23 protein-coding genes are annotated in these 25,473 nt (G+C 32.7%); 10 read left to right on the forward strand and 13 right to left on the reverse strand.

Features of this window, described 5'->3' with window-relative positions:
- Positions 1-148 precede the first annotated feature (148 nt).
- From CLAU_RS03705 to CLAU_RS21055, 8 genes are all read right to left on the reverse strand, one after another.
- Positions 149-952, reverse strand: coding sequence for a sugar phosphate isomerase/epimerase family protein (locus CLAU_RS03705; RefSeq protein WP_013239356.1), 804 nt, complete (start codon positions 950-952; stop codon positions 149-151).
- 286 nt (positions 953-1,238) lie between these two features.
- Positions 1,239-1,403, reverse strand: a complete 165-nt coding sequence (locus CLAU_RS20690; protein WP_023161974.1) for a hypothetical protein — start codon at positions 1,401-1,403, stop codon at positions 1,239-1,241.
- Between the two features lie 76 nt (positions 1,404-1,479).
- Positions 1,480-3,363 (reverse strand): MutS-related protein, encoded by a 1,884-nt coding sequence (locus CLAU_RS03710; RefSeq protein WP_013239357.1) that lies wholly within the window; start codon positions 3,361-3,363, stop codon positions 1,480-1,482.
- A 160-nt stretch (positions 3,364-3,523) separates the two neighbouring features.
- Positions 3,524-4,051, reverse strand: coding sequence for a flavodoxin domain-containing protein (locus CLAU_RS03715; protein WP_013239358.1), 528 nt, complete (start codon positions 4,049-4,051; stop codon positions 3,524-3,526).
- Positions 4,052-4,456: 405 nt separating this feature from the next.
- Positions 4,457-5,818, reverse strand: coding sequence for an MATE family efflux transporter (locus CLAU_RS03720; protein WP_013239359.1), 1,362 nt, complete (start codon positions 5,816-5,818; stop codon positions 4,457-4,459).
- Positions 5,819-5,902: 84 nt separating this feature from the next.
- Positions 5,903-6,340 (reverse strand): MarR family winged helix-turn-helix transcriptional regulator, encoded by a 438-nt coding sequence (locus tag CLAU_RS03725; protein WP_013239360.1) that lies wholly within the window; start codon positions 6,338-6,340, stop codon positions 5,903-5,905.
- A 73-nt stretch (positions 6,341-6,413) separates the two neighbouring features.
- Complete coding sequence (locus CLAU_RS03730) at positions 6,414-6,713, reverse strand: hypothetical protein (protein WP_023161976.1); 300 nt, start codon at positions 6,711-6,713, stop codon at positions 6,414-6,416.
- A 69-nt stretch (positions 6,714-6,782) separates the two neighbouring features.
- Positions 6,783-6,953: a TetR/AcrR family transcriptional regulator gene (locus tag CLAU_RS21055; RefSeq protein WP_081442104.1), complete on the reverse strand. Its 171-nt coding sequence runs from the start codon at positions 6,951-6,953 to the stop codon at positions 6,783-6,785.
- A gap of 280 nt (positions 6,954-7,233) precedes the next feature.
- Here CLAU_RS21055 and CLAU_RS03735 point away from each other — a divergent pair, with 280 nt between their 5' ends.
- The 8 genes from CLAU_RS03735 to CLAU_RS03770 all read left to right on the forward strand — a co-directional run bounded on the left by CLAU_RS03735 (position 7,234) and on the right by CLAU_RS03770 (position 16,394).
- Entirely contained in the window at positions 7,234-8,112 is an 879-nt protein-coding gene (locus CLAU_RS03735; RefSeq protein ID WP_013239361.1) for an ATP-binding cassette domain-containing protein, read from the forward strand.
- The gene (locus tag CLAU_RS03740; protein WP_023161977.1) at positions 8,113-10,347 is read left to right on the forward strand and encodes a gluzincin family metallopeptidase; all 2,235 of its coding nucleotides are present in this window, start codon (positions 8,113-8,115) and stop codon (positions 10,345-10,347) included. It begins immediately after the preceding gene.
- A gap of 6 nt (positions 10,348-10,353) precedes the next feature.
- Complete coding sequence (locus CLAU_RS03745) at positions 10,354-11,088, forward strand: hypothetical protein (RefSeq protein WP_013239363.1); 735 nt, start codon at positions 10,354-10,356, stop codon at positions 11,086-11,088.
- A gap of 101 nt (positions 11,089-11,189) precedes the next feature.
- Positions 11,190-11,384 carry a helix-turn-helix domain-containing protein gene (locus tag CLAU_RS03750; protein WP_013239364.1) on the forward strand — a complete coding sequence of 65 codons (195 nt, stop codon included), beginning with the start codon at positions 11,190-11,192 and terminating at the stop codon, positions 11,382-11,384.
- Positions 11,381-12,067 (forward strand): response regulator transcription factor, encoded by a 687-nt coding sequence (locus CLAU_RS03755; RefSeq protein WP_013239365.1) that lies wholly within the window; start codon positions 11,381-11,383, stop codon positions 12,065-12,067. Before CLAU_RS03750 ends, CLAU_RS03755 begins: the two co-directional genes overlap by 4 nt.
- A complete protein-coding gene (locus CLAU_RS03760; protein ID WP_013239366.1) occupies positions 12,054-13,043 on the forward strand; it encodes a sensor histidine kinase in 990 nt (329 codons plus the stop codon). Before CLAU_RS03755 ends, CLAU_RS03760 begins: the two co-directional genes overlap by 14 nt.
- 82 nt (positions 13,044-13,125) lie before the next feature.
- Positions 13,126-13,809: an ABC transporter ATP-binding protein gene (locus tag CLAU_RS03765; protein WP_013239367.1), complete on the forward strand. Its 684-nt coding sequence runs from the start codon at positions 13,126-13,128 to the stop codon at positions 13,807-13,809.
- Positions 13,806-16,394 (forward strand): ABC transporter permease, encoded by a 2,589-nt coding sequence (locus CLAU_RS03770; RefSeq protein ID WP_023161979.1) that lies wholly within the window; start codon positions 13,806-13,808, stop codon positions 16,392-16,394. Before CLAU_RS03765 ends, CLAU_RS03770 begins: the two co-directional genes overlap by 4 nt.
- A gap of 373 nt (positions 16,395-16,767) precedes the next feature.
- Here CLAU_RS03770 and CLAU_RS03775 read toward each other — a convergent pair whose 3' ends face one another.
- The gene (locus CLAU_RS03775) at positions 16,768-17,211 is read right to left on the reverse strand and encodes a GNAT family N-acetyltransferase (RefSeq protein WP_013239369.1); all 444 of its coding nucleotides are present in this window, start codon (positions 17,209-17,211) and stop codon (positions 16,768-16,770) included.
- A 408-nt stretch (positions 17,212-17,619) separates the two neighbouring features.
- Between CLAU_RS03775 and CLAU_RS03780 the strand changes: the two genes are divergently transcribed.
- A complete protein-coding gene (locus tag CLAU_RS03780; protein WP_013239370.1) occupies positions 17,620-17,874 on the forward strand; it encodes a hypothetical protein in 255 nt (84 codons plus the stop codon).
- Positions 17,875-18,161: 287 nt separating this feature from the next.
- Here the strand turns inward: CLAU_RS03780 and CLAU_RS03785 are convergent, their stop codons facing one another.
- From CLAU_RS03785 to CLAU_RS03800, 3 genes are all read right to left on the reverse strand, one after another.
- Positions 18,162-19,457, reverse strand: coding sequence for a putative ABC transporter permease (locus tag CLAU_RS03785; RefSeq protein WP_013239371.1), 1,296 nt, complete (start codon positions 19,455-19,457; stop codon positions 18,162-18,164).
- A 1,213-nt stretch (positions 19,458-20,670) separates the two neighbouring features.
- Positions 20,671-21,075 (reverse strand): hypothetical protein, encoded by a 405-nt coding sequence (locus tag CLAU_RS21060; protein ID WP_013239372.1) that lies wholly within the window; start codon positions 21,073-21,075, stop codon positions 20,671-20,673.
- 129 nt (positions 21,076-21,204) lie between these two features.
- On the reverse strand, positions 21,205-21,780 hold the full coding sequence (locus CLAU_RS03800) for a hypothetical protein (RefSeq protein WP_013239373.1): 576 nt from the start codon (positions 21,778-21,780) through the stop codon (positions 21,205-21,207).
- 224 nt (positions 21,781-22,004) lie between these two features.
- Here CLAU_RS03800 and hcp point away from each other — a divergent pair, with 224 nt between their 5' ends.
- Positions 22,005-23,708, forward strand: a complete 1,704-nt coding sequence (gene hcp / locus CLAU_RS03805; RefSeq protein WP_013239374.1) for a hydroxylamine reductase — start codon at positions 22,005-22,007, stop codon at positions 23,706-23,708.
- Positions 23,709-23,826: 118 nt separating this feature from the next.
- Here hcp and CLAU_RS03810 read toward each other — a convergent pair whose 3' ends face one another.
- Positions 23,827-24,933 carry an FAD-dependent oxidoreductase gene (locus CLAU_RS03810; protein ID WP_013239375.1) on the reverse strand — a complete coding sequence of 369 codons (1,107 nt, stop codon included), beginning with the start codon at positions 24,931-24,933 and terminating at the stop codon, positions 23,827-23,829.
- Positions 24,934-25,473 lie beyond the last annotated feature (540 nt).

Below are 25,473 nucleotides of genomic sequence, written 5' to 3' on the forward strand. Positions count from 1 at the left end.
CTTATTATTGGATTATTTGTTAGGTAATTTTTTGATACTTTCTCACTATTTTTTCAAAAAATAAGGCCTGCCGTCATAAGCAGGTCTTGGTTCTAATTCAACTTTCTCAGTTTCAATTTCTCTTTAAATTCTCTTTTTACTCATAAAATTACCCTTCCAAATTTAATTTTTTAAGATACTTTAAAGATTCCAACTGGTCATTCGGGTAACCTTCCAAAATAAAAGCACCTTTATAATTAATGCTATTCAAAAATTTAATTTCTTCATCCCATTTAATTGAACCCAAATCTCCATTTCCAATTGGCCAGTGGATATCAGCTAATTGGTCGTTATCATGCGCGTGTATACTTCCCAGCCTATAATAAAACTTGCGAAGTATGTCAATGCCATTCTCATCTAAATTTCCATGTCCATAATCATAGCAAAGCTTTAACATTGAGGATTCAATACTTTCAAATATTTTTTGAAAATCACTTAACCTATCTCCAATTTTACAAAAATCACTATTTCTTTGTTCTGAATATAAATTTTCTATATGAATTTCTATATTGTTACGTACCCCTAAGTCTGTAATTTTATATAGCACTGGTATTAATTTTCTTACTACTTCATCGTGCTGTTTTCGTTTTCCAGCATCAATGCCATAACCACAATGAAAGTTTACAAAGACTGCTTCTATGTTATTAGCGAAATCAATAGTTTTATGGGCTAGTTCTATCCATGTATTCCTTACTACTTCTACTGATTCAGCGAAGTTGAACGGATAAGCATGAATACTAATTTCAATACCCGGGTTTTCAATTTTATACTTACTTACCATATTGTATATATCATTGCTAATCATATCAAGATTTGCTGGTAATGCAATTTGTATATGTTGAATATTATACTCTTTAAATGTTTCCTTGATTAAATGAAGTTTTTTAAATGAAGCATTAATACCAATTTTCAACCTTATCCCCCTAAAAATATTCCGCAGTAAAATAATTTCTAATTATGCTTATTTGATTATGTCACTCTTGTATTAACAATTAATTTTTCTTGCTAAGTCTTTTATTAAGTTCCCAAAGTGCTACTTTATGTCATTATAATTTACTAGACCTCTAGTTTTTTTAATTTCACTTTTTGCTGGAACTTTTTCATGATTTTACCCCTTCAACTAATCATTTCTATAGAAATTTACTATCACTCTAATTACAAAGAACAATTTTGTTTAACTGATCCGTATTATAAGTAAATTACGACACATTAGTAAATGTACCTGTGGAATCCACCTTATATTGGGCAGTCCAAAATTCATTTTCTCCTTTATAAGTGTAGTTATGTTTAATTACGTCTTTATTTGAACAACCTGCAACCATAAACAACATTATAGTGGTTAAAATTATGGCTATTTTTCTCACACTATAGCCCCCACTCTTTTTTATAATTAATGAATAATATCTTGACACTATGAAAAATTATTTTCATAACCTTAAGCTATTGAATTGTATTATTTCCTCCTATACTAATCCCAGCTAATTTCATTAAATACATTGCATTTCTTGTAGTTGAAATTCCAACTTTCAATTTGTAGTCAAAATAAACCATACTATCTCTATAATATTCAGAGAAATGATAATTTTTAACTTTTGAGTTTTTATGGTTTGCCATTTCACCTAACTCTAAATCATGGGTAGATATAGATCCCAGGTTTCCAGTTCTACTTAATTGCCTTACTAAAATCATAGCTCCAGTATGCCTGTCTTTTGAATTAGTTCCTTTAAAAATTTCATCTAATAAAAATAATACTTTTTTCCCTTCTTTTGAAGCTTTAACAATATTTTTGATTTTTAATATTTCTGCATAAAAAGAAGATATATTTTGTCCTAGATTATCATCTATTCTCATGCAACTATATATATCCATAATAGTGCAGCAAAATCCATTTGCACATACAGGAGCTCCAGCGTATGCTAATACAATGTTAATTCCTACGGTTCTCATAAATGTACTCTTTCCAGACATGTTTGAACCTGTTATAAGCATAACTGGATATGGTTCTTCTATTTTTAAGTCATTATATACTCGGTTTTCTCCTAAAAGAGGATGTCCCATATCTTTCGCTATAATTCTTGACGATCCAGTTATAATTTTAGGCATACTCCAATATGGATTATCATGTTTAATAACTGCTATACTACATAATGCCTCTAATTCTGCTATTATATTAATCCACTTTTTAAAATCATTTCCTGATTTTATCTTCCATCTTTCAATAGAAATAGTCCAGTGATATTCTATCATGAGAATCGGATTTAAAATAGAATATATCATATTACGTCTATTAGCTATAGATTTACAAATTTTAGAAAAAATATCTATTTGTTTAGATGCACTTAATTCATCTTTACTATAAAGTTCTTTGCATAAATTCATAATATACCTTGACTTAAATTTATACTTTTCTATAAGTCTAAGCATATTTCTATATACTTTTATGCTATCATTATATTTCTCAGCAATAATTAAATTTTTCATTCTATCTTCTCTTCTTATTCTTAAGAGAATGAATTGAATCAATATAAAAAGAACAGGAATATAATTAGGAATTAAATAAAATAATTCTGGTACACTCTTGTGAATATCAAATAAAACAGCTAGGGCATAATAAAATATTTTAACTGCTAATGTTACACTAGTTACTGCAGTCACTATTGAAAGAATTCTTAAAGTCCAAATAAATTGCTTTTTTAATACATACTTATTACTTTTTTTAAACCATAAAAAAAGTTCTTCTGGATTTTGTTTATGGTTAGAAATTATTTTTGCTTCTGCCTCAAATCGCTGTCTAAAACATATTTTGTGTGCAAGTTCTATAATTGCAGACTGTCTATCATATATATTCTGTTCACTTTTAGGCTTTTCTGTTAATAGTTTCTTCAACTTTTGTCTTCCAACATAAGTATGAGCTGTATTTATCCATTGAAATAAAGAACCCTTACCAAAAATATCAAGATCGTACGAGTAATTATGATTTTTATTTATAAAATCCTCACCAATATCCTCAAAATCTTTCCACTCCCCCTTCAATCGTTTTATTGCAGTTTCATTTACTTCGTATAATGCAACCATATATTTCTTTTTATTTTCCATACCTCTATGTAAATAAGATAGGTAAAATAATAAAATAAGCATACCTAAAACTATAGAATTAAATAAAAAAGGCTTTTTTAATATATACATTCTTACTAAAACTATAAGTCCTAGTATGAAAACAACAAATCTTAATCTACTTATAGTATCTATACATTTTTGTTGCTTTTTAAGTAATAGATTATATTTACTTTTTCCTTTTTCATATTTTTTTAGTGCTGGCACCATTTTATTTTCCTCTATTTCCTAGAAGTTTTTTAATTTGATAAACAAATGTTTTAAATTTAAATATGAGTATATATCGTAACAATAGGATCATCCATGTAACCATAAAGTATAAATCAAAAAAGTAGTGCTGTCTTTTTAGTTGATGAATAGTACAATAACTTTACGAATTAACATAATTTATTATTTTTTGTACATTTTTCTTATTTGTATAATCTACTGGTTTATCATATATAGAAAGCATGCCTATTTCATCAGACGATAAATCTTCCTGCTTTTTATTTTTTATTTTCCATTTCAATAGTGTCATAAGAAATTTGTCAAAAATGTTTAGTTTACTATAATTAAATCCACCTCTTAAATAAAAAAACTCGATAGACTTTTGTTGATCTGTAGTAAAGTTTTTATTCCTAACTTCAGTTATCACTTCATCTCTTGAAGGTGACGCCCCTGTGGCAAAAACTACAATCTTTTTATTTTTTAATTTATTAAGGTTTTTTGTAATTAAATTTATGCCAATAATACCTACTGCATACAAACTCCCACCATAGATTATGGTATCATATTTAGCCAGCATATTAATATTAACATTTGCTGCATCAAAAATATCTGCTGACAATTCTTTTGAAATCCACTCTGCATATTTCTTTGTAAAACCTGTTTTTGATTTATATATTACTACTGTTTTCATACTTATATCGATTCCTTTCTTAAGACAGCGAATATCATGAATGAAAACATTTCTTTTAATCCTTACCTCAATATATATACTCAATAATTTGCCATTGTAATTTAATTCATATAAAAATTGTACCATATTTTTTGTCATTCATGCTGATACACTCCTTTTATATTTTTAAATTTGTGTATAATATTATAATATCCAAATCACAAAAAATTGATGAACAATAAATTACTCTTACGTCACAAGATAAGAAAATTACGTACTAAATTATACATTAATCATTACTTATGATATGCTTTATCTACTTGTTTTTACCATATAAGTAGCAAGTGATAATCCCGCTTACTTCCTTGCTTATTATACTCACTTTATTAAAACTAAATAGTTATATAGATACAATATTTATTGATGCTAGTTTGCTACTACTTGATTCTTCTTTAGTTTATTATTAAAAATAATATATAGTATTACTCCAGTTAAAAAGGTAATTATTTCTGTAATGGTCATAGACCATATAACACCATGCAATCCAAAGAAATTATTCAATACTATTATCACAGGAATAAAAAGAATTCCTTGTGTAATTGACATAATTGTTGATGGTGTTCCTTGACCTGATGCCTGAAAAATTCCTATAAACAATGTTGTAAATCCATTGAAGAATGCGGAAATAAGCATGGCAGCCATGATATAAACTCCAACACTTAATACTGCTGCATCATTAGAAAACAGATGAATAATTACATTTCTAAAAATATAGACTAAAGTAACAACCCCGCCTGATAATCCCAAAATCCATAAAGCTGATTGTTTTATACTGTCTTTTAATCTCTTAAAGTTTTCATTAGAAAAATTATATGCAATCAAAGGAATAATTCCTAGCGCCAGCCCCATTGCAATAAATTCTGGTACTTGTACAATTCTCAAAGCAATCCCAAAACTAGCTACTACACTTTCTCCATATCTAATTGAATAATTATTCAAAAGAAGAGTTGTAATAATTAAAAAACCAGCTAGCAACAATTCAGAAACCCCAATTTTATATATCTCTATTTTATCTTTAAGAGAAATATTAAAATTCTTAATAAATCCTTTTAAATTCTCACTTTTTGTTTCCAAGTAGTAAACATAGTAAATAGATGAAGCTATATTAGCTAAAATCATTGATAATGCTACCCCTACAACATTAAATTTAAATAATAGTATAAATAATGGGTCAAAGATAAGACTAAAAATTGTACTTACAACCATTCCAAGCATTGATTCTTTTGATGCTCCTTCTGCTCTCACGACTTGCTCCAATGCAAAGTTCATTACAATTGCAAAACCACCAATAAACATAGTTAAAGAATAACTTTTTGTATAATTAATAATAGCAGAAGTATCTGCTCCCATAATCTTAACAATAGGAGTAAGTGCTATTGTTAAGATTATTCCAAGCAAAATTCCTATGATAATACTACTATAAAAAGTATATCCTGCTATCTTCTTAGCTTTCTCTATATTTTGTTTTGCAACAAGACGAGTTATAAATGTTCCCCCTCCAGCTCCTAACATATTTCCAAAAGCCATCAATATAGTGAAGATTGGTAGTCCTAAAGTAACGGCAGTTAACATATCTGTATTGTTTAATAGTCCAATAAAAAAAGCATTAATAACGTTATATATTGTACCTACTGACATACCAATCATCATAGGAATAGATAAATGTGCAATTGCCTTAGTAATTGGTGCATTTTCTAAATAATATTCGTTTGACAATTTTTGTTTCATAATTTCATCCTCCACAATAAGTATTCTTAGAATTCATATTCTTAGAATTCTAAGTTTTTAGGTATAAGTTATTATATTAATAACTTATAAATTTCTATCTACTTTCAATAGCAAAGCTAACAACGTCTCTTTTTCTTGTTCCGTCAAGCTTGCAATAATATTTTCCTCTGTCTCAACCACTGATTTATTAAAATCTTCTATTAATTCGGCACCTTTAGGCAATACGTATATATATTTTTGTCTCTCATTCTCTTTAGGAATTCTTCTTTCTATATATCCTTTTTTCTCTAACCCTTGAAGCATACTTGTAATGCTTGCTTCTGTACGTTGAAATGCTCGTGCCAAGTCTTTTTGAATAATACCACTGTCCTGATGTTCATAAATATAACCTATCATGCGTCCTTGTTGAGAATTTAATCCTAACTTTTTTACTTTTTCATCAGAACTGAGTTTCATTTTTATCGCAATACTTCTTATTAATTGTAAATATGGTGTTTGTATAGAGTATCTAGAATTAGTCATTTAAATTCCTCCTAAATTATATTAGAACTCTAACTATTTATAGTTTAACAATTAGAATTCTAAGTGTCAATATTTATTTTATATTTATAATATTTATTTCATTAATTATATAAAAATTTTTATATTTATAGGATTTGTCATCAACTTTCTTAATATAAACAAAATAGGAAGGCGAACCTATAAATAGAATATCGTGTTCCCCAATGGTTTCCTGTAAAAAGTTTCGTTTATTATTTGTAGAAAAGTATTTTTCATTTCCAGTAATGTTAACTAATTGCACGCTAATATTATTCTGTTCTAGTGCAGCTTTTATTAGTTCACTTACATGATTTGTATTACCTAATGGACTAAATTCAATAATTGATGCTTTCATAGTAAAATTCTCCAATTATTATTTTTTTATTACACAAAAAATAGTTTGCGAAAGTTGCTGTGGATAACTTCACCAAGGCAATTTTGCTTTTTTAATAAAGTATTCATAAAATTCGTCAACTACTCCAGTAAAAATGACTTCCCTGTTTTCATAGTATAGATATAAATTACTAACACTTATACCTACTGCTTTGGCAATACTACGCGTAGTGGTATCTTTAAAGCCTTTTTCATAAAATATGTTTTAAGCAGCTTTTAATATCTTATCTCTAATTTTTTCTTTTAAAACTTGCATAATAATAGAAAACTTATTGTTATGTCAAGCAAAACTTTATTTATGTAGCAACATATATCTTAGTATGCTTTTTAAGTCTTATCGAGTAGAAACCTTTCGGAAGCAATTCAAAACATCCTCAAAAATTACATAGAAAGTGACGAATCTCTCACCTGAAAGTCACAGAGATGTAAGTTGAAGGTTTTATTATATAGGTAAAACATGAAAAAGGGGTGTAACAGCATTTATGAAAATTAGTATCAAAAATGTGAGTATGACATACAAAACAGGGAAAAAGGCACTAAACGACATTAGTTTGGAGATGAAGAGTCCAAATTTTATAGGCCTTTTGGGTCCTAATGGTGCTGGGAAAAGTACCTTTATGAAACTATTGATATCGAAGATAATACCGACGGCCGGCGAAATAATTGTTGATGGTAGACCAATCCAAAAATACGAAAAAGAACTCAGAAATCAGCTTGGGTATTTGCCGCAAAGTTTTGGTTTATATGATGAATTAACAGTTTATGAGTTTTTGGATTACATGTGTGCATTAAAAGAAATTAAAAACAACGTGAAAGGTATTATTGGGCAAGCTATTGAAAGGACTGATTTGCAAGAAAAAAGAAATTTCAAAATTAAAACTCTTTCAGGGGGTCAGAGGCAGCGTGTTGGTATAGCACAAGTATTACTTGGAAATCCTGAACTTATAATTTTAGATGAACCTACAGTTGGACTTGATCCAGAAGAAAGAATTAATTTCAGAAATGTATTTTCACAGACTGCAAATGACAAGATAGTGTTACTTTCTACTCACATCATCGATGATATACAAGCCATTTGCAATAGAATTATAATCATTAATAACGGTACGATTTTATTTGATGGAACTTCGCCGGATTTAATAAAAGCTGTACACGGACATGTTGGTTTTGTTGAGGAAAAAGATAACGAGACTTTAGAAAAAAGAATTGGAGGTAAGTACAAAATCACATCTAAGTTGTTTACTGGTAATGGCATCTCCTGTCGTGTTATCGGCAAAGAAATAGAAAGCTCTATTCCACTTATCGAGCCTACCCTTGAAGATGCGTATACATACGTCATACACAATGGGGGTGTTCATTAAATGAGAAATACATTTTTTACCTATGAAACAAAGCGAATTCTGAAGTCAAAGTTTACTCAAATAATAATCTTGCTAACGTCAGTTTTTCCTTTGATTGGTGTACTACTTTCAACCTACATTAGCGAAGATATTAGCAGTATGATGCTTGGAATAAATAGCTCTACTCTTTTATCTCAAACTATACTTTTTCCTGCAAAGGTAGGAGCAGTAATTGGAGCTTTTGCGTTTACGGCACTAACAGTTTTTGAGTTTGACAAAATACTTAGGTTTAGAGTCAATTATATAATTGAGCCAATATCAAGTTCTATAAAGATAAATTTAACCAAAATTGCAGGCTTAATGTGTGCCGGTCTTATTTCAACAGTGGGTTCAATGATAATTATGATTCCTCACTATATATTTAACGTGGGCAGTCTAACCGATTTTAGTTATTTCCTGCTCAGTTACACCTTAATAATTTTTGGCTCCATTGTGCTAACAATTCTTATGACCGCAGGATTTTATCTTATATTTAGGAACGTTAATATAACCTGCATTATTATGCTTTTAGCGGTGCTTTTTAGTTTTTTAACAGGAAATATCAATTATCAATATATGTGGGTTCAGACAGGTGCTAGTGGACTTTCCGAAAATTTCGGAAGCGGGAATATCGTTTTGGGAATGCTCTGGAATAGGCTCTTTGGGTTATCGGTAGCTATGTCCATATTTTTATTCGGTATGTTGTGCCATAGATGTTATGAAAAAGGATTATTTAAATCTATCTTTAAAAACTGTAAAAAATATAAGCTCATACCAATTTGCTTTTTGGTTTCTCTTTTTGGAGCATTTTTTGTTTTTCAAAATGAACCGATTTTCAAATCAATTTCGCTTACGGATGTGGTGTCAGTATTGATTAATGGTAAAAAAGAAACGCCTGTAAACACTAATGTTATAGGAACTTCAAATATGTTTGTAGATCTTAAGATAGAAAAAGATAAAAATTGTGCTAGTGGAGCTTATTGTGAGGAGCTGCAAAACGGAACTGATAAGCCTCAAAATGTATATTTTGAATTAGCAGACGGTTACCACATTAGTGAAATCAAGTTAGGCAACAAAGGCATAAGTTGCATACAAGTTTCCCCTAAGATTTTGAGCAGTGCAAAGCTTAACAACGTTTTTGAAATAAGCATTCCAAGAAAGACTAAAACTAAATTAAGCATAAGGTATTCAGGTACACCGAAAGCCAAAAGTACAACTAAAGATTTTTCTCAAGGAATTAGCAAAAATTATGTAAGGTTAAATAGCACCACGGACATTGCTCCTGTTGTTTGTGTTGAACAAAAGGATAGGATTATTAAAGGAACAATAAAAATGGACTCAAAGTTTACAGTCATAACTCAGGGAGAGAAAAATCACAAAATTTCTGAGCATGATGGTTTTACTACTTGGAGTTTTTCTTGGGATAAACTAAGTGACTTATCTTTGACAGCCGGACGATATGGAATATTTGAAAGAAATGTAAGGGGCACAAATGTGGAGTTTTTCTATCCATTGGCTGCGAGAAAAGAATTTGAATCTAGAGGAAATGACACGCTTGATATATTCTCATTCTTTTCGGAGAAATTTGGGCCCCTAGGCAAAGATAGTCTTAAAGTAGTTGTAACATCAGGAGTACAGGGCGGAGGTGGATTTCAAAACGGAAATATCTCTTATGTTTCCGAAGATTGTTTAAAGAAAAAATCCAACGTGGAATCATCGACAGCATCTTCTTCTGACACTTTTGCTTTGCTCACGCATGAAATTGCTCATCAATGGTGGGGCACTGGAATAAATGTATCTAATGCAAACAGCCATAATCAAATAGATAAAAATCACGATGAATGGTCAGATGAGGCTTTTGCAGATTTTAGCACTTATTTATTCTTGAAAAACAAATTTGGAAAAGACTATGCAGAAAATTTATTGGTGAAAAAGTGGAAAGAAGGAGCAAATAAATTGAATCGAAACTTTTATCAAAGAAATCCTGAATACATGAACAAACTATCAATATTTCCAAAGTATTTCGTTACATTAATTTTAAAGGATGATAAAATGTATCATTTGGCACCACTTGAAATTTACAATGTTTATAATAACATTGGTGAAGAAAATTATTTTAATTCCATGAAAGTTATTTACCAAGAATATTATGGTAAAAAAGATAAAAAACTATCTTTTTCTGAGTTTTTAAATATTACTGGTGCTAAAAGGAGGTAGTGGTCAATGGATACAAAAATTCTTAAATACGAACTAAAGAGAATAATTTTTTCAAGGATATTTGTAATAACTTTCATAATTGCACTTTTCTTTTCGGTGATTGACCTCTATACAGAAATAATACAAGTTGTTTCTGGTACAGCACCTTTTTCAAAATGGAGTTATTGCAAGTTTTTGTGTGACATAAATACAATTATGTTATTAATTTTAATGCTTTCTTGTACAGGACTTTTTTCTAGAAATGAACAAAGAGTAAGAGAAATTACTTCATGTACGTCTTTACCAAAGAAAAAATATTTGGCTACAAAAAGTTTAGCTCTGTCTATTTCTTACTTAATTATTGCCATATGCTGCATTTTCATAAGTTTTGTGTTTTACAAGACAACATTTAATTTTGCAGGTTTTCAAAATTTTTTATTACCAATGTTAATAATATTACTTCCTACTTTTGTGTTTGTTCTTGGAACCAGTATGTTCTTGGGCAGCAAAAGCCAAACCTTGCTTTATGCTTGGATTCCAATTGTTTTGATTTTGTCACTTATAAGTTTTAACAGCGCACCTTTTATTGATATTTTCGCCAAAGGGTATGTGACTTATATGCCTACAGTTATATCTGTTGATAGTCTCGGAGAACCTATTTTTAGTTTGCATTTGAATTTTATAATGAGTAGACTTATATTTACTCTAGTAGGAATGGTTTTATATGCGGCTTCATTTAAGAAGCTTTCTGGAAAAGCTTAAAAAGTTAGTATGTATGCAACCAAAATAGTTTTAATGTCATTTATACTCAGCTTGTATATTTCCGTTAAAGGAAATATAATAAAATTATGGAGGTGCTATACGTGGATTATATAACAACAAAAGAAGCAGCTAAAGATTGGGGAATCACAGACAGAATGGTAGTGTACTATTGCTCTGCTGGACGGATTAAGGGAGCTGAAAAAATGGGAAATACATGGCTTGTTCCTGCTCACGCTGAAAAACCGGCTGACGGACGATATAGGAGCAGTAAAGCAAAGGATGGTGAAAATAAATGAAGCAGATATTTTTGGTTGAGGACGATAAGGAAATTGCTAAAAACCTTGTGCTTTTGCTCCGCTCGGAGGGATTTACAGTCACTCACGCACCTACGCGTAGTGATGCCCTTGCCATGCTTGCTGGGAATAAATTTGACCTAGCACTTATAGATATTTCTTTGCCTGACGGAAATGGCTTTACGGTTTGCACGGAAATCAAAGAAATACAGGATGTTCCCGTTATCTTTCTAACTGCTTCTGGTGATGAGGCGAGTGTTGTTACCGGGCTAAACATGGGTGCCGACGACTATATTACCAAGCCTTTTCGTCCGCGTGAACTGATTGCACGAATCAGAACTGCCCTGCGAAAAAGCGGACGTTCTCCATCGGCTTTTGAAGTCTGTGGGCTTCATATCGATATGGCAAGTGGCGTCGTGAAAAAGGACGACAGCGAAGTTTTTCTTTCAGCCTTAGAATACCGCTTACTTCTGGTGTTTATTAACAACCCCAAAAGTATTATCACGAGGGGCAGACTGCTTGACGAATTGTGGGACGCTGCGGGCGAGTTTGTCAATGACAATACATTGACCGTGTACATTAAACGCCTGCGTGAGAAGATAGAGAACAACCCAGCAAGCCCGCAAATAATTCTGACCGTTCGCGGGACTGGATATAGATTGGGGGGCGGGTATGTTTCGGAATAGAGAGTTTAGAAAGTTTGCCATTTTGTTCTCCTTAATAGCTGCCGCCGCTGTGACGCTGGGATTTGCAATTAATGCGGCAGCTGGAATTCTTGCCATTGCTTCTGCCACCGCCTTTGGAATAGCGTTTTTTGCATTTACCAAAGCTCGATATAAAAGCATTGCGCAAATTTCAGATCAAATTGATATTGTGCTTCATAATGCTGATCACCTGTATATTGGTGAATTAGATGAGGGCGAACTTTCCATTCTGCAAAGCGAGATAACAAAAATGACGCTGCGTATTCGGGAGCAAAATGATGCACTGAAAAAAGAAAAAGAACATCTTGCTGATTCACTGGCCGACATAGCTCATCAACTCCGCACTCCTCTCACATCCGTAAACCTCATTCTATCATTGTTAGAGAATAACCCTGACGAAAATGAACGGAAAGCATTGATACGGGAAACAAAGGAATTGTTTGTACATATGGATTGGCTACTTACTTCCCTTCTCAAATTATCCCGCCTGGACGCAGGCATTGTGGTTTTTAAAGCTGAACAGATAGATGTAAATACTTTGATAAACGCTGCGATTCACCCGTTTTTGATCCAAATGGAACTGCACGATATTGCTTTACAAATAGACGTACCGAAAGGGATAATCATTCAGGGTGATTCTGGTTGGCTTTCGGAAGCAATTCAAAACATCATCAAAAATTGCATGGAAAGTGCAGGGGATAATGGGAAGATTGAGATTGTCTGCACGGACAACCCATTGTTTACCGAGATTATCATCCACGATAGCGGTGCAGGCTTTGAAAAAGGAGATTTACCCTGCCTGTTTGACAGGTTCTATCGTGGGAAAAACTCAAGTGCCACAGGATACGGGATTGGACTCGCTCTCTGCAAAATGATTATAACACGTCAGAGCGGAACGATTACCGCCAAAAATCACCCACAGGGCGGCGCCATGTTTGACCTTCGTTTCCCAAAGTGACGAATCTCTCACCTTAAAGTCACATAGATGTAAGTTGAGAGTTCTATTATATAGGTAAAACATGAAAAGGGAGGCTCACATAATGGAGTTTTTAAAAATTGAAAATTTATGCAAGGTCTACGGCACTGGTGAAAATCAGGTTACCGCGCTTGACCATGTTTCACTTACAATAGAAAAAGGAGGATTTACTTCAATTATCGGTTCCTCTGGCTCTGGTAAATCCACTTTGCTGCATGCTATCGCTGGTGTGGACGTGCCAACAAGCGGAAAGATATATTTGGAGAGTCAGGATGTATATGCCCAGAACAATGAAAAACTTGCCATCTTCCGCAGGCGTCAGGTTGGACTGATTTACCAGTTTCACAACCTCATTCCCACTCTGAATGTTGTTGAAAACATCACATTGCCTATACTGATGGACAAACGAAAGGTCAATAAGAAGAGGCTGAATGAATTGCTGGAATTGCTTGGGCTAAAGGGACGAGAAACACATTTACCCAATCAGCTTTCAGGCGGTCAGCAGCAGCGTGTTTCCATAGGACGTGCTTTGATGAACGCTCCGGCGGTCATGCTTGCCGACGAGCCAACGGGTAGTTTGGACAGTCGAAATGGACATGAAATTATAAAGCTGCTTAAAGAAAGCAATAAAAAATATAATCAGACACTTATTGTTGTTACACATGACGAAAATATTGCTTTGCAAGCAGACCGCATTATCGGCATATCAGACGGCAAAGTAGTGAGAGACGAGAAGGTGAGACCATGAACATTTTCAACAAAGTTACCCTGCAAGGCATGAAAAAGAGCCGCACACGAACAATTGTAACGATTATCGGAGTTGTACTGTCTGCTGCCTTGATTACGGCAGTCGTCACTTTTGGCGTTTCCCTGCTGAACTATATGTCAAACGGTGAGGCTCACAAATACGGCGGCTGGCACATCAAATTTGAGGATGTGGATTCTTCTTTCGCAGCTAAGCAGGCAAGTAACAACAAAGTTGCAAACACCACATCATTTAAAAATATTGGCTACGCAAAACTTAATGGTGGAAAAATTCACAGCAAACCGTATTTTTTTATCGCCGGATTCAGCAAGAAAACATTTAATGCTCTTCCCCTCACATTGTGTGCCGGCAGGTTGCCAAAAAACAACAGAGAGATTGTTGTTCCTGAGAGAGTTGTAATAAAAGATGGCATTAAGTTACGTGTGGGTGACACGCTTACCCTTGCTATTGGAAGCCGCATGAATGGAAACAAAAGTCTTGGTCAACATGACCCTTACATTTCCGGGAAAGAAACTCTTGTGCCCAAAACAGAGAAAACTTATACAGTGGTCGGTTTCTGCGAAACGCCTCACTTTGATGAAGATTCTGCACCTGGATATACCGCAATTACAACTGCAGATGCAGCAGACACAGCAAACAATCTCAGCTTGTTTGTCACGCTAAAAAAACCGTTTGAGACTCATACTTATGCAAAAAATGCAGCTGAAGGTCATGCTTACATCTTTAATAGTGATGTGCTGCGTTTCATTGCTCTTTCAAACGATCAAAGCGATAAGGTGTTCAATGCATTTTTGTACTCAGCCGGTGCCATTGTACTCATCATAATTATGATTGGTTCTATTTTTCTGATTTATAATTCATTCAACATCTCCTTGAACGAGCGCACACACCAATTCGGGATTCTCTCATCGGTGGGAGCCACCCCAAAGCAGCTGCGCCATTCAGTGCTGTTTGAGGGACTTTGTATTGGTGCTATTGGTATCCCAATTGGTGTTATCATTGGTATAGCCAGCATCAAACTTGCGATTAGTATTGTCGCCAAAAACTTCGCAAACGTTCTTTTCGCCAATGTACCTTTGACATTGACAGTGTCCGCTCCCGCAATCATTGCAGCAGTAGTGACCAGCATGATCACAATCCTGATTTCGGCAGATATTCCAGCTCGCAAGGCTGCCAATATGCCAGTTATGGAGTGTATTCGCCAGACGAATGATGTCAAAGTCGAATCAAAAGCTGTGAAAACGTCAAAACTTGTGGAGCGTATTTATGGATTGGAGGGAACTCTTGCATTAAAGAACTTTAAGAGGAACAAAAAGCGTTATCGCAGCATTGTGCTGTCACTTGTTTTAAGTGTAGTGTTATTTATATCGACCAGTGCCATGGTAATAGATTTGAAACAGGTGTCGGCGGGTGCAAAAGAGGTTACTAATAGTGATGTCGGTTTTGGCACACATGATATGAAAGACAGCGAAATGCTGCAACTTTACGATGAACTAAAAAACGTTGATGGTGTTGACGAAAGTTCGTATCAAGTTGTTATGAATTATTTCTGTGCTGCCAAGGGCAGTGATCTTTCAGACGCTTACAAGAAGTCGGAAGGTTCACATTCGCCGAACGAAACGGTGAATCTGCCAGTGCAAATCCAATTTTTAGATGACAGTACCTATCTGAAGATTGTCAAAAGTTTAGGTTTGCCCGCAGATAAATATACCGGACAAAATGCGAAATTAATCGGCGTTGCCAAAGTGGACAGCCACGACAATCAGAAAACGGCCAGCCAAATTCCAAATGTGTTCAAGAGTTCTGTCACCAATTTTACCATTTTTCCCGAAACAAATGGCAAGCCGGAGATGAAACAGGGATATAATGTAGGTATTACATTTATGAACAATTTTATGCCGCCTGATACACCTCCTATCTTAACAGACATAAAACAAAAATCAGGTGGAATTTATGTAACTGCCCCATATTCACTCAAGGAAAAGTTTAATGCCACTGGTACTCCTGCAGATATTATAACTAAGGGCATGACATTTCAGTCAAAGAACCCATCGAAGTCATCGGATAAAATGAAAGAGATAGTTCAGGATATGGGAATTACAACCCCGTACATCCTTTTGAATATGTCTGGAGCGCTTGATCAGAGCCGCAATATGATATTCATTGCCGATGTGTTCTCTTATGCTTTTATAATTATGATTTCGCTGATTGCAGTTGCCAATGTGTTCAACACAATTTCCACGAATATCAAGCTGCGCAGACGTGAACTTGCCATGCTTCGCTCTGTGGGAATGTCCGACCACGATTTCCAAAAGATGATGAATTTCGAGTGTATCTTTTATGGCATGAAGGCGCTGATCTTCGGGCTTCCCCTGGCAATCATATTTTCATGGTTCATGCACAAAGAAATGAACGGCAGTGAAAGTGGAAGCTTTGTGATACCGTGGGCCAGTATCGGAATCAGTATATTTGGCGTTTTATTTATAGTGTTCATTACAATGCTGTATTCTATTAGAAAAATAAAGAAAGAAAATATTATTGACGCACTTCGGGATGACATGGATTGATTCAAAGCCGATATTCACTTGATAAAAAATCCCCACTTCTTCAGGCTATACATTGCACATAACTTTGGAATTTAATTGGTAAGCTGTTCAAGCCTTATGGAATACGGATTTTTGAGTATCCGCCAAGAAATTAATACCAATTAATTGCAGATTAATTATAAAGTTTTGAGATGTAAAAAGAGCTTTAAAGCATCAATTTACACCAGTATGTTTCAATTAAGCTATATAAAATGTTCAATTTATCTATGAGTTTGTTTTTTTACGCATTAATGGTAATTAATTACCATTAATGCGTGCAATGCATAGCTTATAGAAGATAGGAGTATTCCTCAAATTTTGATAAATTAATAGTAGCTATATTTGAAAACATAATTTATTTTTTATATAACATATCTATATGTGGAATATTATCCTCTAGATATTCTTCTGAAACTGCTTTAAAGCCAAGGCTACTATAAAAATTAAGTAAATATGCCTGTGCTTGAATTTTTATAGTATCTTCTTTTAAAGTATTTTCTATAAATTCAATAGCTTTCAACAGCATTTCTCTTGCAATTCCTTTACCACGATAATTTCTTTTTACGACTACTCTTCCTATTGATATTTCATCGTAAGAAACTCCCTTTTCCAAAATTCTTAAGTATGCAACTACTTCTCCATTTTCTTCAGAAAATAAATGATATGAATTTAAATCTTTATCATCACAATCAAGGTATGCACATTCCTGTTCTACAATAAATACCTTATTTCTCAATGCTAAAATTTTGTATACTTCTTCGACCTTAAATTGATTAAACTTTTTAATGTTCCAATTCATTAAATTACCTCCATATATATAATATTAGATTTTAATATAATGCTTAACCTCCTCTAATAAACACAAAAGCACTGAATATTATTCCTCCTTAAAAAGGCCCTAATGGAATATATTCAGTGCTTCTTAACATCCTTACCCGGGGATAAGAATAAGCATCATATTATTTAATTAATATACATGATATCATAAAATTAACTATTGTTCAACAATAAAAGAACTAGTCTGGACATTCAATTGGATTTCTTAGTGCTGCAGGTATATCTTCTTCCTAAAATTCTTGTAATATAATCTTGCTTTATCCAGTAGCTTTCATTTTATGCATACTTGCCATATAGGTAATTAAGCAAACATATTCACACTTTACCAATATTGCCATATTATAATTATTGAAAATTAGGAGGCGATATTATGAAAGAGGACCTCAAGCAAACTGCTGAACCTCAACAATCTACGTGTCCATCAGGATGTTGCACTGGAAATGAAATACTTTGTATTTCTATTCCTTGTCCAATAAACATCGTACTTTTGGGCCTTAATCTAACACTCGAACTTCCTTGTGTTAGACTGACTTCTTCTACCCCATTAACTGCACCACAAATCAATCAACTTGTGCAACCAGTTGCAGGAATTATTTCAAGTCTTGGAACAAGTATAAAAGGATAAAGCCTTTTAAATATAATCTTAATACCCTATGTTGTTTTAACAATATAGGGTATTAATTATACATTTGAAACTACTAATTTTACCTATATATTTCAATACAAAGAGCTGAATATAATCTTTGATTTACGAACATAAAAACGCTATAAGATTTTTAAAATAATACGGCGTTTCAGTAAATTATTTACTTTTTAAGTATTACGTTAAGTAGCAAAAAGACGCATCAACGATTGATACGTCTTTTGTGAAAGTTACGAACTAATACAACCTCACATTAAGTTAAATCACTTTTATGGCAAAACCGCATTTGGATAAATCATTTTCATTAAAGTATCAGGATAATATATAGAAAAGAACATTTCCACTTTACCGTTCACAGATATACCAGCCATCCTCAAACTATAATAGTATAGTGCCATAGCTGAAACCAATGCATTGAGCACTATAAATACTACAATGCACCACGTAAGTACCTCCCCTAACACCCGTGGGATTTTACCAATATAGTTACTCACGAATGGATAAATCACTTTCAGCCATACAATAGCAAGTAGTCCCCAGAACAGACAGTAAAGCAGATTCACCCTACCATCCAGATTAAAAGGCATGCCACTATAATCCCAAAAACGGGCACCCAATACCTTTTCTGTAAACACACTGCACGAATATTCATAGGTACTACCTAGGAAGAAGCCCCCCAGAAAGATATATATGTCATTTTTATCAATTAATCTATGAAGCATTACTGTGGCAATTATTCCACCCAGTCCCCAAACCACACTGAAAGGTCCATATATTAGACTACTGCGGCTCATCAACTTACCGGACTTTACCCAGACAAATACGGTTTCAATCAAATCCCCTGCCAGTGCACTGATAAAAAACATCCATACCAGTTTTTCAAAACAAATGCCTTCCGCAAACTTTTTTTGATCTAGAGCTTTAACAGCAATGACTTCCAATTTGGCATTCTCCAGCTCAGGGAAAGCTTTGTGAATACGCTTTTGCAACCTTGCAAAAAAACGTTGTCCCATAATCTTCTTTGTATTACTCAAACCTTCCGTTACCTTTAGTTCTAATCTACTTTGTTTACGAATATGGAACGCTACCACAAATGAGGCAACACCGTCAACCATCAGTAAAGCAAAGAGTATCCAGAGAATAATGCAGAATAACAAATGTGGAATCATCTGACTTACCGTATAGACCAATGGTTGCAGCAGGGAAATAACCAGCACGGAAGCGCCACTATATGCAAATGCAAAGGTAATGTAGAACCTTGGACTATCATAATTCCACAGGCGTCTTCCGATTATCCGTCTTAGTAACCCTCCATCAATATACTCAACCACAGTAGCGAGAACGGCATTCCCGACAAACAATGCAAAAGGATTGGCATTCGCCGCCTCTAAAAATTGCAGACTAAGTATAATACTTAACCCATAGACCGGGCACAGTGGCCCATTCAGCATCCCTCGATTAACGAAATAACCTTTTCGTAAGCTCACAATTAAGACTTCTACTGCCCATCCTAAAAAAGAGTAAATCAGAAAAAAAGCAAAAAGCTCATATCCCGTATAATGCATATTCCCTTTCCCTTCTATAATTCATAATTTTCAAACCTTAAATTCATTATAATTTGCTATTCTGTACTAGCTAACATTAATTATATGATACACGGTATTATTCAATTTTCAAAGAATAATTTTGCCTAACTAACTGGTAAAAATCTCATTTCATATTTTTGCCCTCTTTCTTCAAAACATTACACAGTAAAGCTTTGGTTATACAAAGTTTAGATGCTCATTAAGTCCTCCCATATTGAGTTAATATTTGCTTCAAAATACATGTTACTATATCAGGAGGTATTTAAATTTTGTTTATTATTGCATGTTTCTTGTACCTAAAAATTAGAACAAATTTTGTTATCTTTTATTATGGACATACTATCAAGTATTTTATAGGTCTCAAAATACATTATTCTAGTTATTTATAAATCTTCACTAAATTATTTTGTGAAGATAAAAAACACCGCTTCAGTTGTTACGTTAAATAAGAATTTTGGAACATCTATTTATTGTGAACTACACCCAATTGTAGAAGTGAGGCTTCGTATAGAAAATGGAGTAATTATAGATTTTTAGCAGACAATAATTATAATAAAACCATATAAAGAAGATGTATTTTAGCTATTGAACATTTAGTTAAATCAACAGCTAATGAAGAAAATGAAGCTATCTGGTGGAATAAAAGGATTTTCATAGTTAGCTAATAAATACGTTAAAAGGGTGTTCAGCATCATACTTTATAGGTTATGTTTGGGATACATTGGCATTACTTTGTCAATAGCTATACCATTAGCAGTAAATGCAAAAAATTTAATGTTTCAATCCAATGCTGCACATGCCTATATAAAATTATTATGATATTTTAAAAAAAAGGAGTTAATACTATGAATATTTTGAAAGAACTTATTGTTAGAAGTGTATTAGTTGTTGTATTAAATGATGGGATTATATTTTATATAATTGGTAAACGTTCTTAAAAAATAACATTGCCTATAGCAGTGGGAATCATAGCAGTCACATGTATTGCATTAGTAATTAATATTTGGTATTGTCTACATCGAAATGGGATAATATAAATATATCTAGATTTACTGATTAATTTGCCTAATATTTGTTTTCCGAACATAAAAACGCCATGAGATTTTTTAAATAATATGGCGTTTCATATAAATATTCGGTTTCTATTATTGTAATGTTAAATAAGAACATTATAATTAAAATTTTAATAATGCTAATAACAAGTAAAGCTTTTAATTTCTTTTAAGTCCACCCCAAAGTATTCCCATCTTCCCTTTCTATATCTCCAACCAGAAGTAGATGTTTTTCCTACATAGACAAGATATGCCCAGAAGGATTGACCATTCTTTAACCAAATATATGAGAATCTGTATACACAAGGCGCTATTGCTCCGGAATCCACCGCCATTAAACTTGCCTCCGGTACATCTGATAGTTGTGGAATAAAATTAGGTGGCGGTGTTTTCGGTGGACCTTGCTGCTGCTGTCTTTTAAATCCTACTAATTCTCGCCTATAAAAAGTACTAAATGGGCATTTATACTGTTTCGCAATATGTGGACAATAATGTATCACATTGGTGTATAAATCACTTATGTCATTGTTTCTATACTTACTCATTAAGTAACCTCCTTAATTTTTCATTTTCCTTATCATAATATTTGAAACAAAGTTACATGTTGTAGTCACATTTCTTTTGATAGATATTTCTATAAGCAAATTGCATGCACTAATATAACATAACTTGATTTAACAAAGAACGATGATTTTATATGGAGTAGTTTGAGCAGGTATGCTCATAGTTGTAGGACCATAGACAACAATTAGATTTCTATTTCCAGGGTATCTGTTAAAAAGCTGATCGTTTGTCAAAATTACCTTAGTAGATAGGGTGATATTTAATTTTAAATTTCCATCGCTACTTATAAGTTGATTGTTAAAATAGTCTACAGTAACATTTTGATATCCTATATTTTTTGCTATAACAATTGCGGGATATTGTGGAGGATAAATAAGAATGGCAGGTGCATTTGCGTCATAAAATCCAGTTACCTTATCTCCTACTTCTACCACTTCATGATCCACAAAGTAAGTTTCTGGGGATATCACAAAATTTACTGGACCCTTGTCTTTACTTTCAAGTGACATTAATTTATAGCAGCCTTCTGATACATCACTTGGGCTAGGGGAAAAATCTTCAATCCTTGTAACAGTACCACTAAAAGCTGCAAATTTTTGTGTTTTATTCCTAACCTTTGCTTTGAAGAAAGGCTTAACAGCTTGGTTCATGTAATAAGGACAATAAGGAAATTGTCTATTATGCATATAATACTCCTTTATATTGATACAGTTAAAACCCCACCATTAATAGTATATGAGGTGTTCTGAAAATTGTTACTCAGTGACCAGTCCCCTTAATTATATCATTTTTAGCAGTTACGTAACAATTGTTACAGACTAAATTACAGTATTTTAGTACTCTATAATCATAGCAAAGAAAGTACTAAATTCGTAGGTATAAATTTTAAGTTGAAAGGTGGAATCCTTAAATGTCAATGTTTTGTTATCAATGTCAAGAAACAGCTGGATGCAAGGGGTGTACTAAAGTAGGAGTTTGTGGTAAGAATGAAAATGTTGCAAAAGCTCAAGACTTATTAATATATGTAACTAAGGGATTAGCTATTGTAAGCAATGAAGGAAGAAAAGTTGGAGTTAAAGACAGCAATGTTGATAAAGTTATAGTAGAAAATTTATTTACAACGATTACAAATGCTAACTTTCACAGAGATTTTATTTTAGGCAGGGTAAAAGAAACTTTAAAAATAAGAGAAAATTTAAAATCTAAAGTAATTAGTGCTGGCGGTAAAGTTGGAGAAGTAAAAGTAACTGGTGGCTTTTTCAAGAAGATATTTGGAATACAAACCACAGAGATGATTATGCCAGATGCAGCAGTTTGGACAGCTGATAATACTATAGAATTTGATGCAAAAGCTGAAAAAGTTGGAGTGCTTGCAACAAAAAATGAAGATATAAGAAGCTTAAGAGAACTTATCACTTATGGATTAAAAGGATTGTCTGCTTATATGAAGCATGCAATGAATTTGAATTACAATAGTGAAGAGATTCATGCATTTATGGCAAAAGCATTGTCAGCTACAATAGATAACAGCTTAACTGTTGATGATCTAGTAGCTTTATCACTTGAAGCAGGTAAATTTGGTGTAGATGGCATGGCATTACTTGATAAAGCTAATACTGAAAGTTATGGACATCCTGAAATAACAACCGTTGATATTGGAGTTAGAAGTAATCCAGGAATATTAATTTCAGGACATGACTTAAAAGACTTAGAAATGTTACTGGAACAAACAGAAGGAACTGGAGTAGATGTATATACTCATGGTGAAATGCTTGCCGGACAATACTATCCTAAATTTAAAAAGTATAAGCACTTTGCAGGAAATTATGGTAATGCATGGTGGAAGCAAAAAGAAGAATTTGAAAAATTTAATGGCCCAATCATCATGACTACAAATTGTTTAGTTATACCAAAAGACACCTATAAGAATAGATTATTTACGACAGGTGATACGGGAATGCCAGGATGTAGCCATATAGAAGTTAAAGCTGATGGAACAAAAGATTTTTCTAAGGTTATAAAAATGGCCAAGAAATGCAGTGCACCTACAGAAATAGAAAAAGGACAAATAGTTGGTGGATTTGCTCATAATCAAGTTTTAGCTTTAGCTGATAAGGTTGTAGAAGCTGTTAAATCAGGTGCTATAAAGAGATTCTTTGTGATGGCTGGATGTGATGGAAGGGCAAAATCAAGAGATTATTATACAGAATTTGCTTCAAAGTTACCAAAAGATACAGTTATATTAACTGCAGGTTGTGCTAAATATAAATATAACAAATTGAATTTAGGTGATATTGGTGGAATTCCAAGGATATTAGATGCAGGACAATGTAATGACTCATATTCATTAGTTGTTATAGCACTCAAGCTTCAAGAAGTATTTGGGTTGAAGAATATAAATGAACTACCTATATCATATAATATAGCTTGGTATGAACAAAAAGCTGTAATAGTATTATTATCATTATTACACTTAGGTGTTAAGAACATTCACTTAGGACCAACGCTTCCTGCGTTCCTTTCAGCAAATGTTGCTAAGGTATTAGTGGATAACTTTGGAATAGGTGGAATAACTGATGTTGAAAATGATTTTAAGAAGCTTATGGAAATCTAAAGTATATAAATTCATATAAGTAAAATGGCTCTATTTACGATATGGTGGATAAGTTGTCATAAAAAACTGTTAGTCAGATATGTGGATATCTGGCTAACAGTTTTTCCTATTTTTCTTATTAAAAATTATACTTATTCCATAATTTCATTAATGGAGTCATCCCTTGAAGTACATCAATTTTACTATCAGTACTACATATTGTATCGATGATTTTATGTAATAATTTATTATCTAAATTTTTAATTGCAAAATCCAAATCCTTGTCATTTAAATTTTCCAAGAACCTTCTTAAAACAAGGGAGTGATTATAGTTTTTAAATAAGGGTTTAACAAGTTTTTCATATTTTCCTATTCCACATATATCATAAGCTGAATATATCCCCGTAAGTATTGATGCAAATTGCCCAAATCCTAATCCAGGAGAAAGAGCTCCAAAACAATTCCCAACAAAATAAGTATTATCAACCTTGGGTACATTACATATTCCCGTCATATATTTTGTAATCTCAAACTTATCTGTTATTCTAAATTTTTGATCTAAATCTTTGCAAACTAAATTATAAAATCTTTCCCATATTGTATTTATATCTAATTTTATATTATCAGGATAGTCAGGGTAAGCTATAACAATATTAGCTTCTTTTTCAGAAAATGGTACAACCCATGCATATCCTTTAGGTATGATGTCATAATTAAACCATGCATGCGAAATATCTGTAGCAAATTTACCTTCAACTGTTACACCTCTTAATGTAAATGTAAGATCACACTTGTAATTTCCTAAATGTGAAGCATATTCTCCATCTCCTGTTGCTAATATTACATACTCAAAATTTTTACATACTTCTTCATATTCACAAGTTGAATTAAAATTAATTTTTGTCATCAATTGTTTCTCTAATTGACATTCATATGAATTTTCATGCCTTCCCCTAACATTTGTGTATCCGATTTTTCCATCAATACTTCCTATTTGCTTTTTTGAATGGACAACTAATTTATTAACAGCATTTATTGGTTTCAAATGTATATCATAATTCTTAGAGAGAAAATGCAGAGAATCTTTAATAGGTCTATCTAGTAAACTAAACATTGCCTCAGCATTAACAAATCTATCTCCAACACAATTTCTTCTTTCAAAAATTGTTGGTATAATTCCATGTTTCTCTAATGTTATTGCACAAGATAAGCCTGACATCCCAGCACCTAAAATAGCAATTTTCACAGAAAGCACCTCCTATTTTGTATAGTTTTTGCAACTTATAAATTTTGTATACAAAATAGATTATCTTACTCCAATGTAATATGCTACTTCTCTCGAATATTTTTTTATAAATATACTTTTCAAAATAGTTCCTCAGAAATGCCCAAATAAAATTATTTTTTGTTTATCATATTTTACTTTTAAGTATTCTTTATTGATCAGTGCAATGGGTGTTTCCAGAATCTAAAAACATTGCTGCTGTTTCAGAATGTTCACCGGTAAAGGCGAGCAGCTAGTTGATACCCTCTTTAATTTTTTCTTAGCAAAATAGCCTTTTTCAGCTAGCTCAAAAGTTTTATCATTTGCAATTAACCAAGTGGAAGTAGTTTCTTCTTTACAGTTATTTTGAGTAAAGGTAAAATGTGACTTTTTGATTATAATCCTCTTTCTCTATACACTTCTTAACCGTTCTCCAATCATGCCCTGTTTTTCTAGCAACACTATTGATGGACGTTCCTTTCTGTATGCAGCATTTTCTAATATACTTTTCTTGTTTCGTTG

Source organism: Clostridium autoethanogenum DSM 10061 (assembly GCF_001484725.1).
Taxonomy (GTDB): domain Bacteria; phylum Bacillota; class Clostridia; order Clostridiales; family Clostridiaceae; genus Clostridium_B; species Clostridium_B ljungdahlii.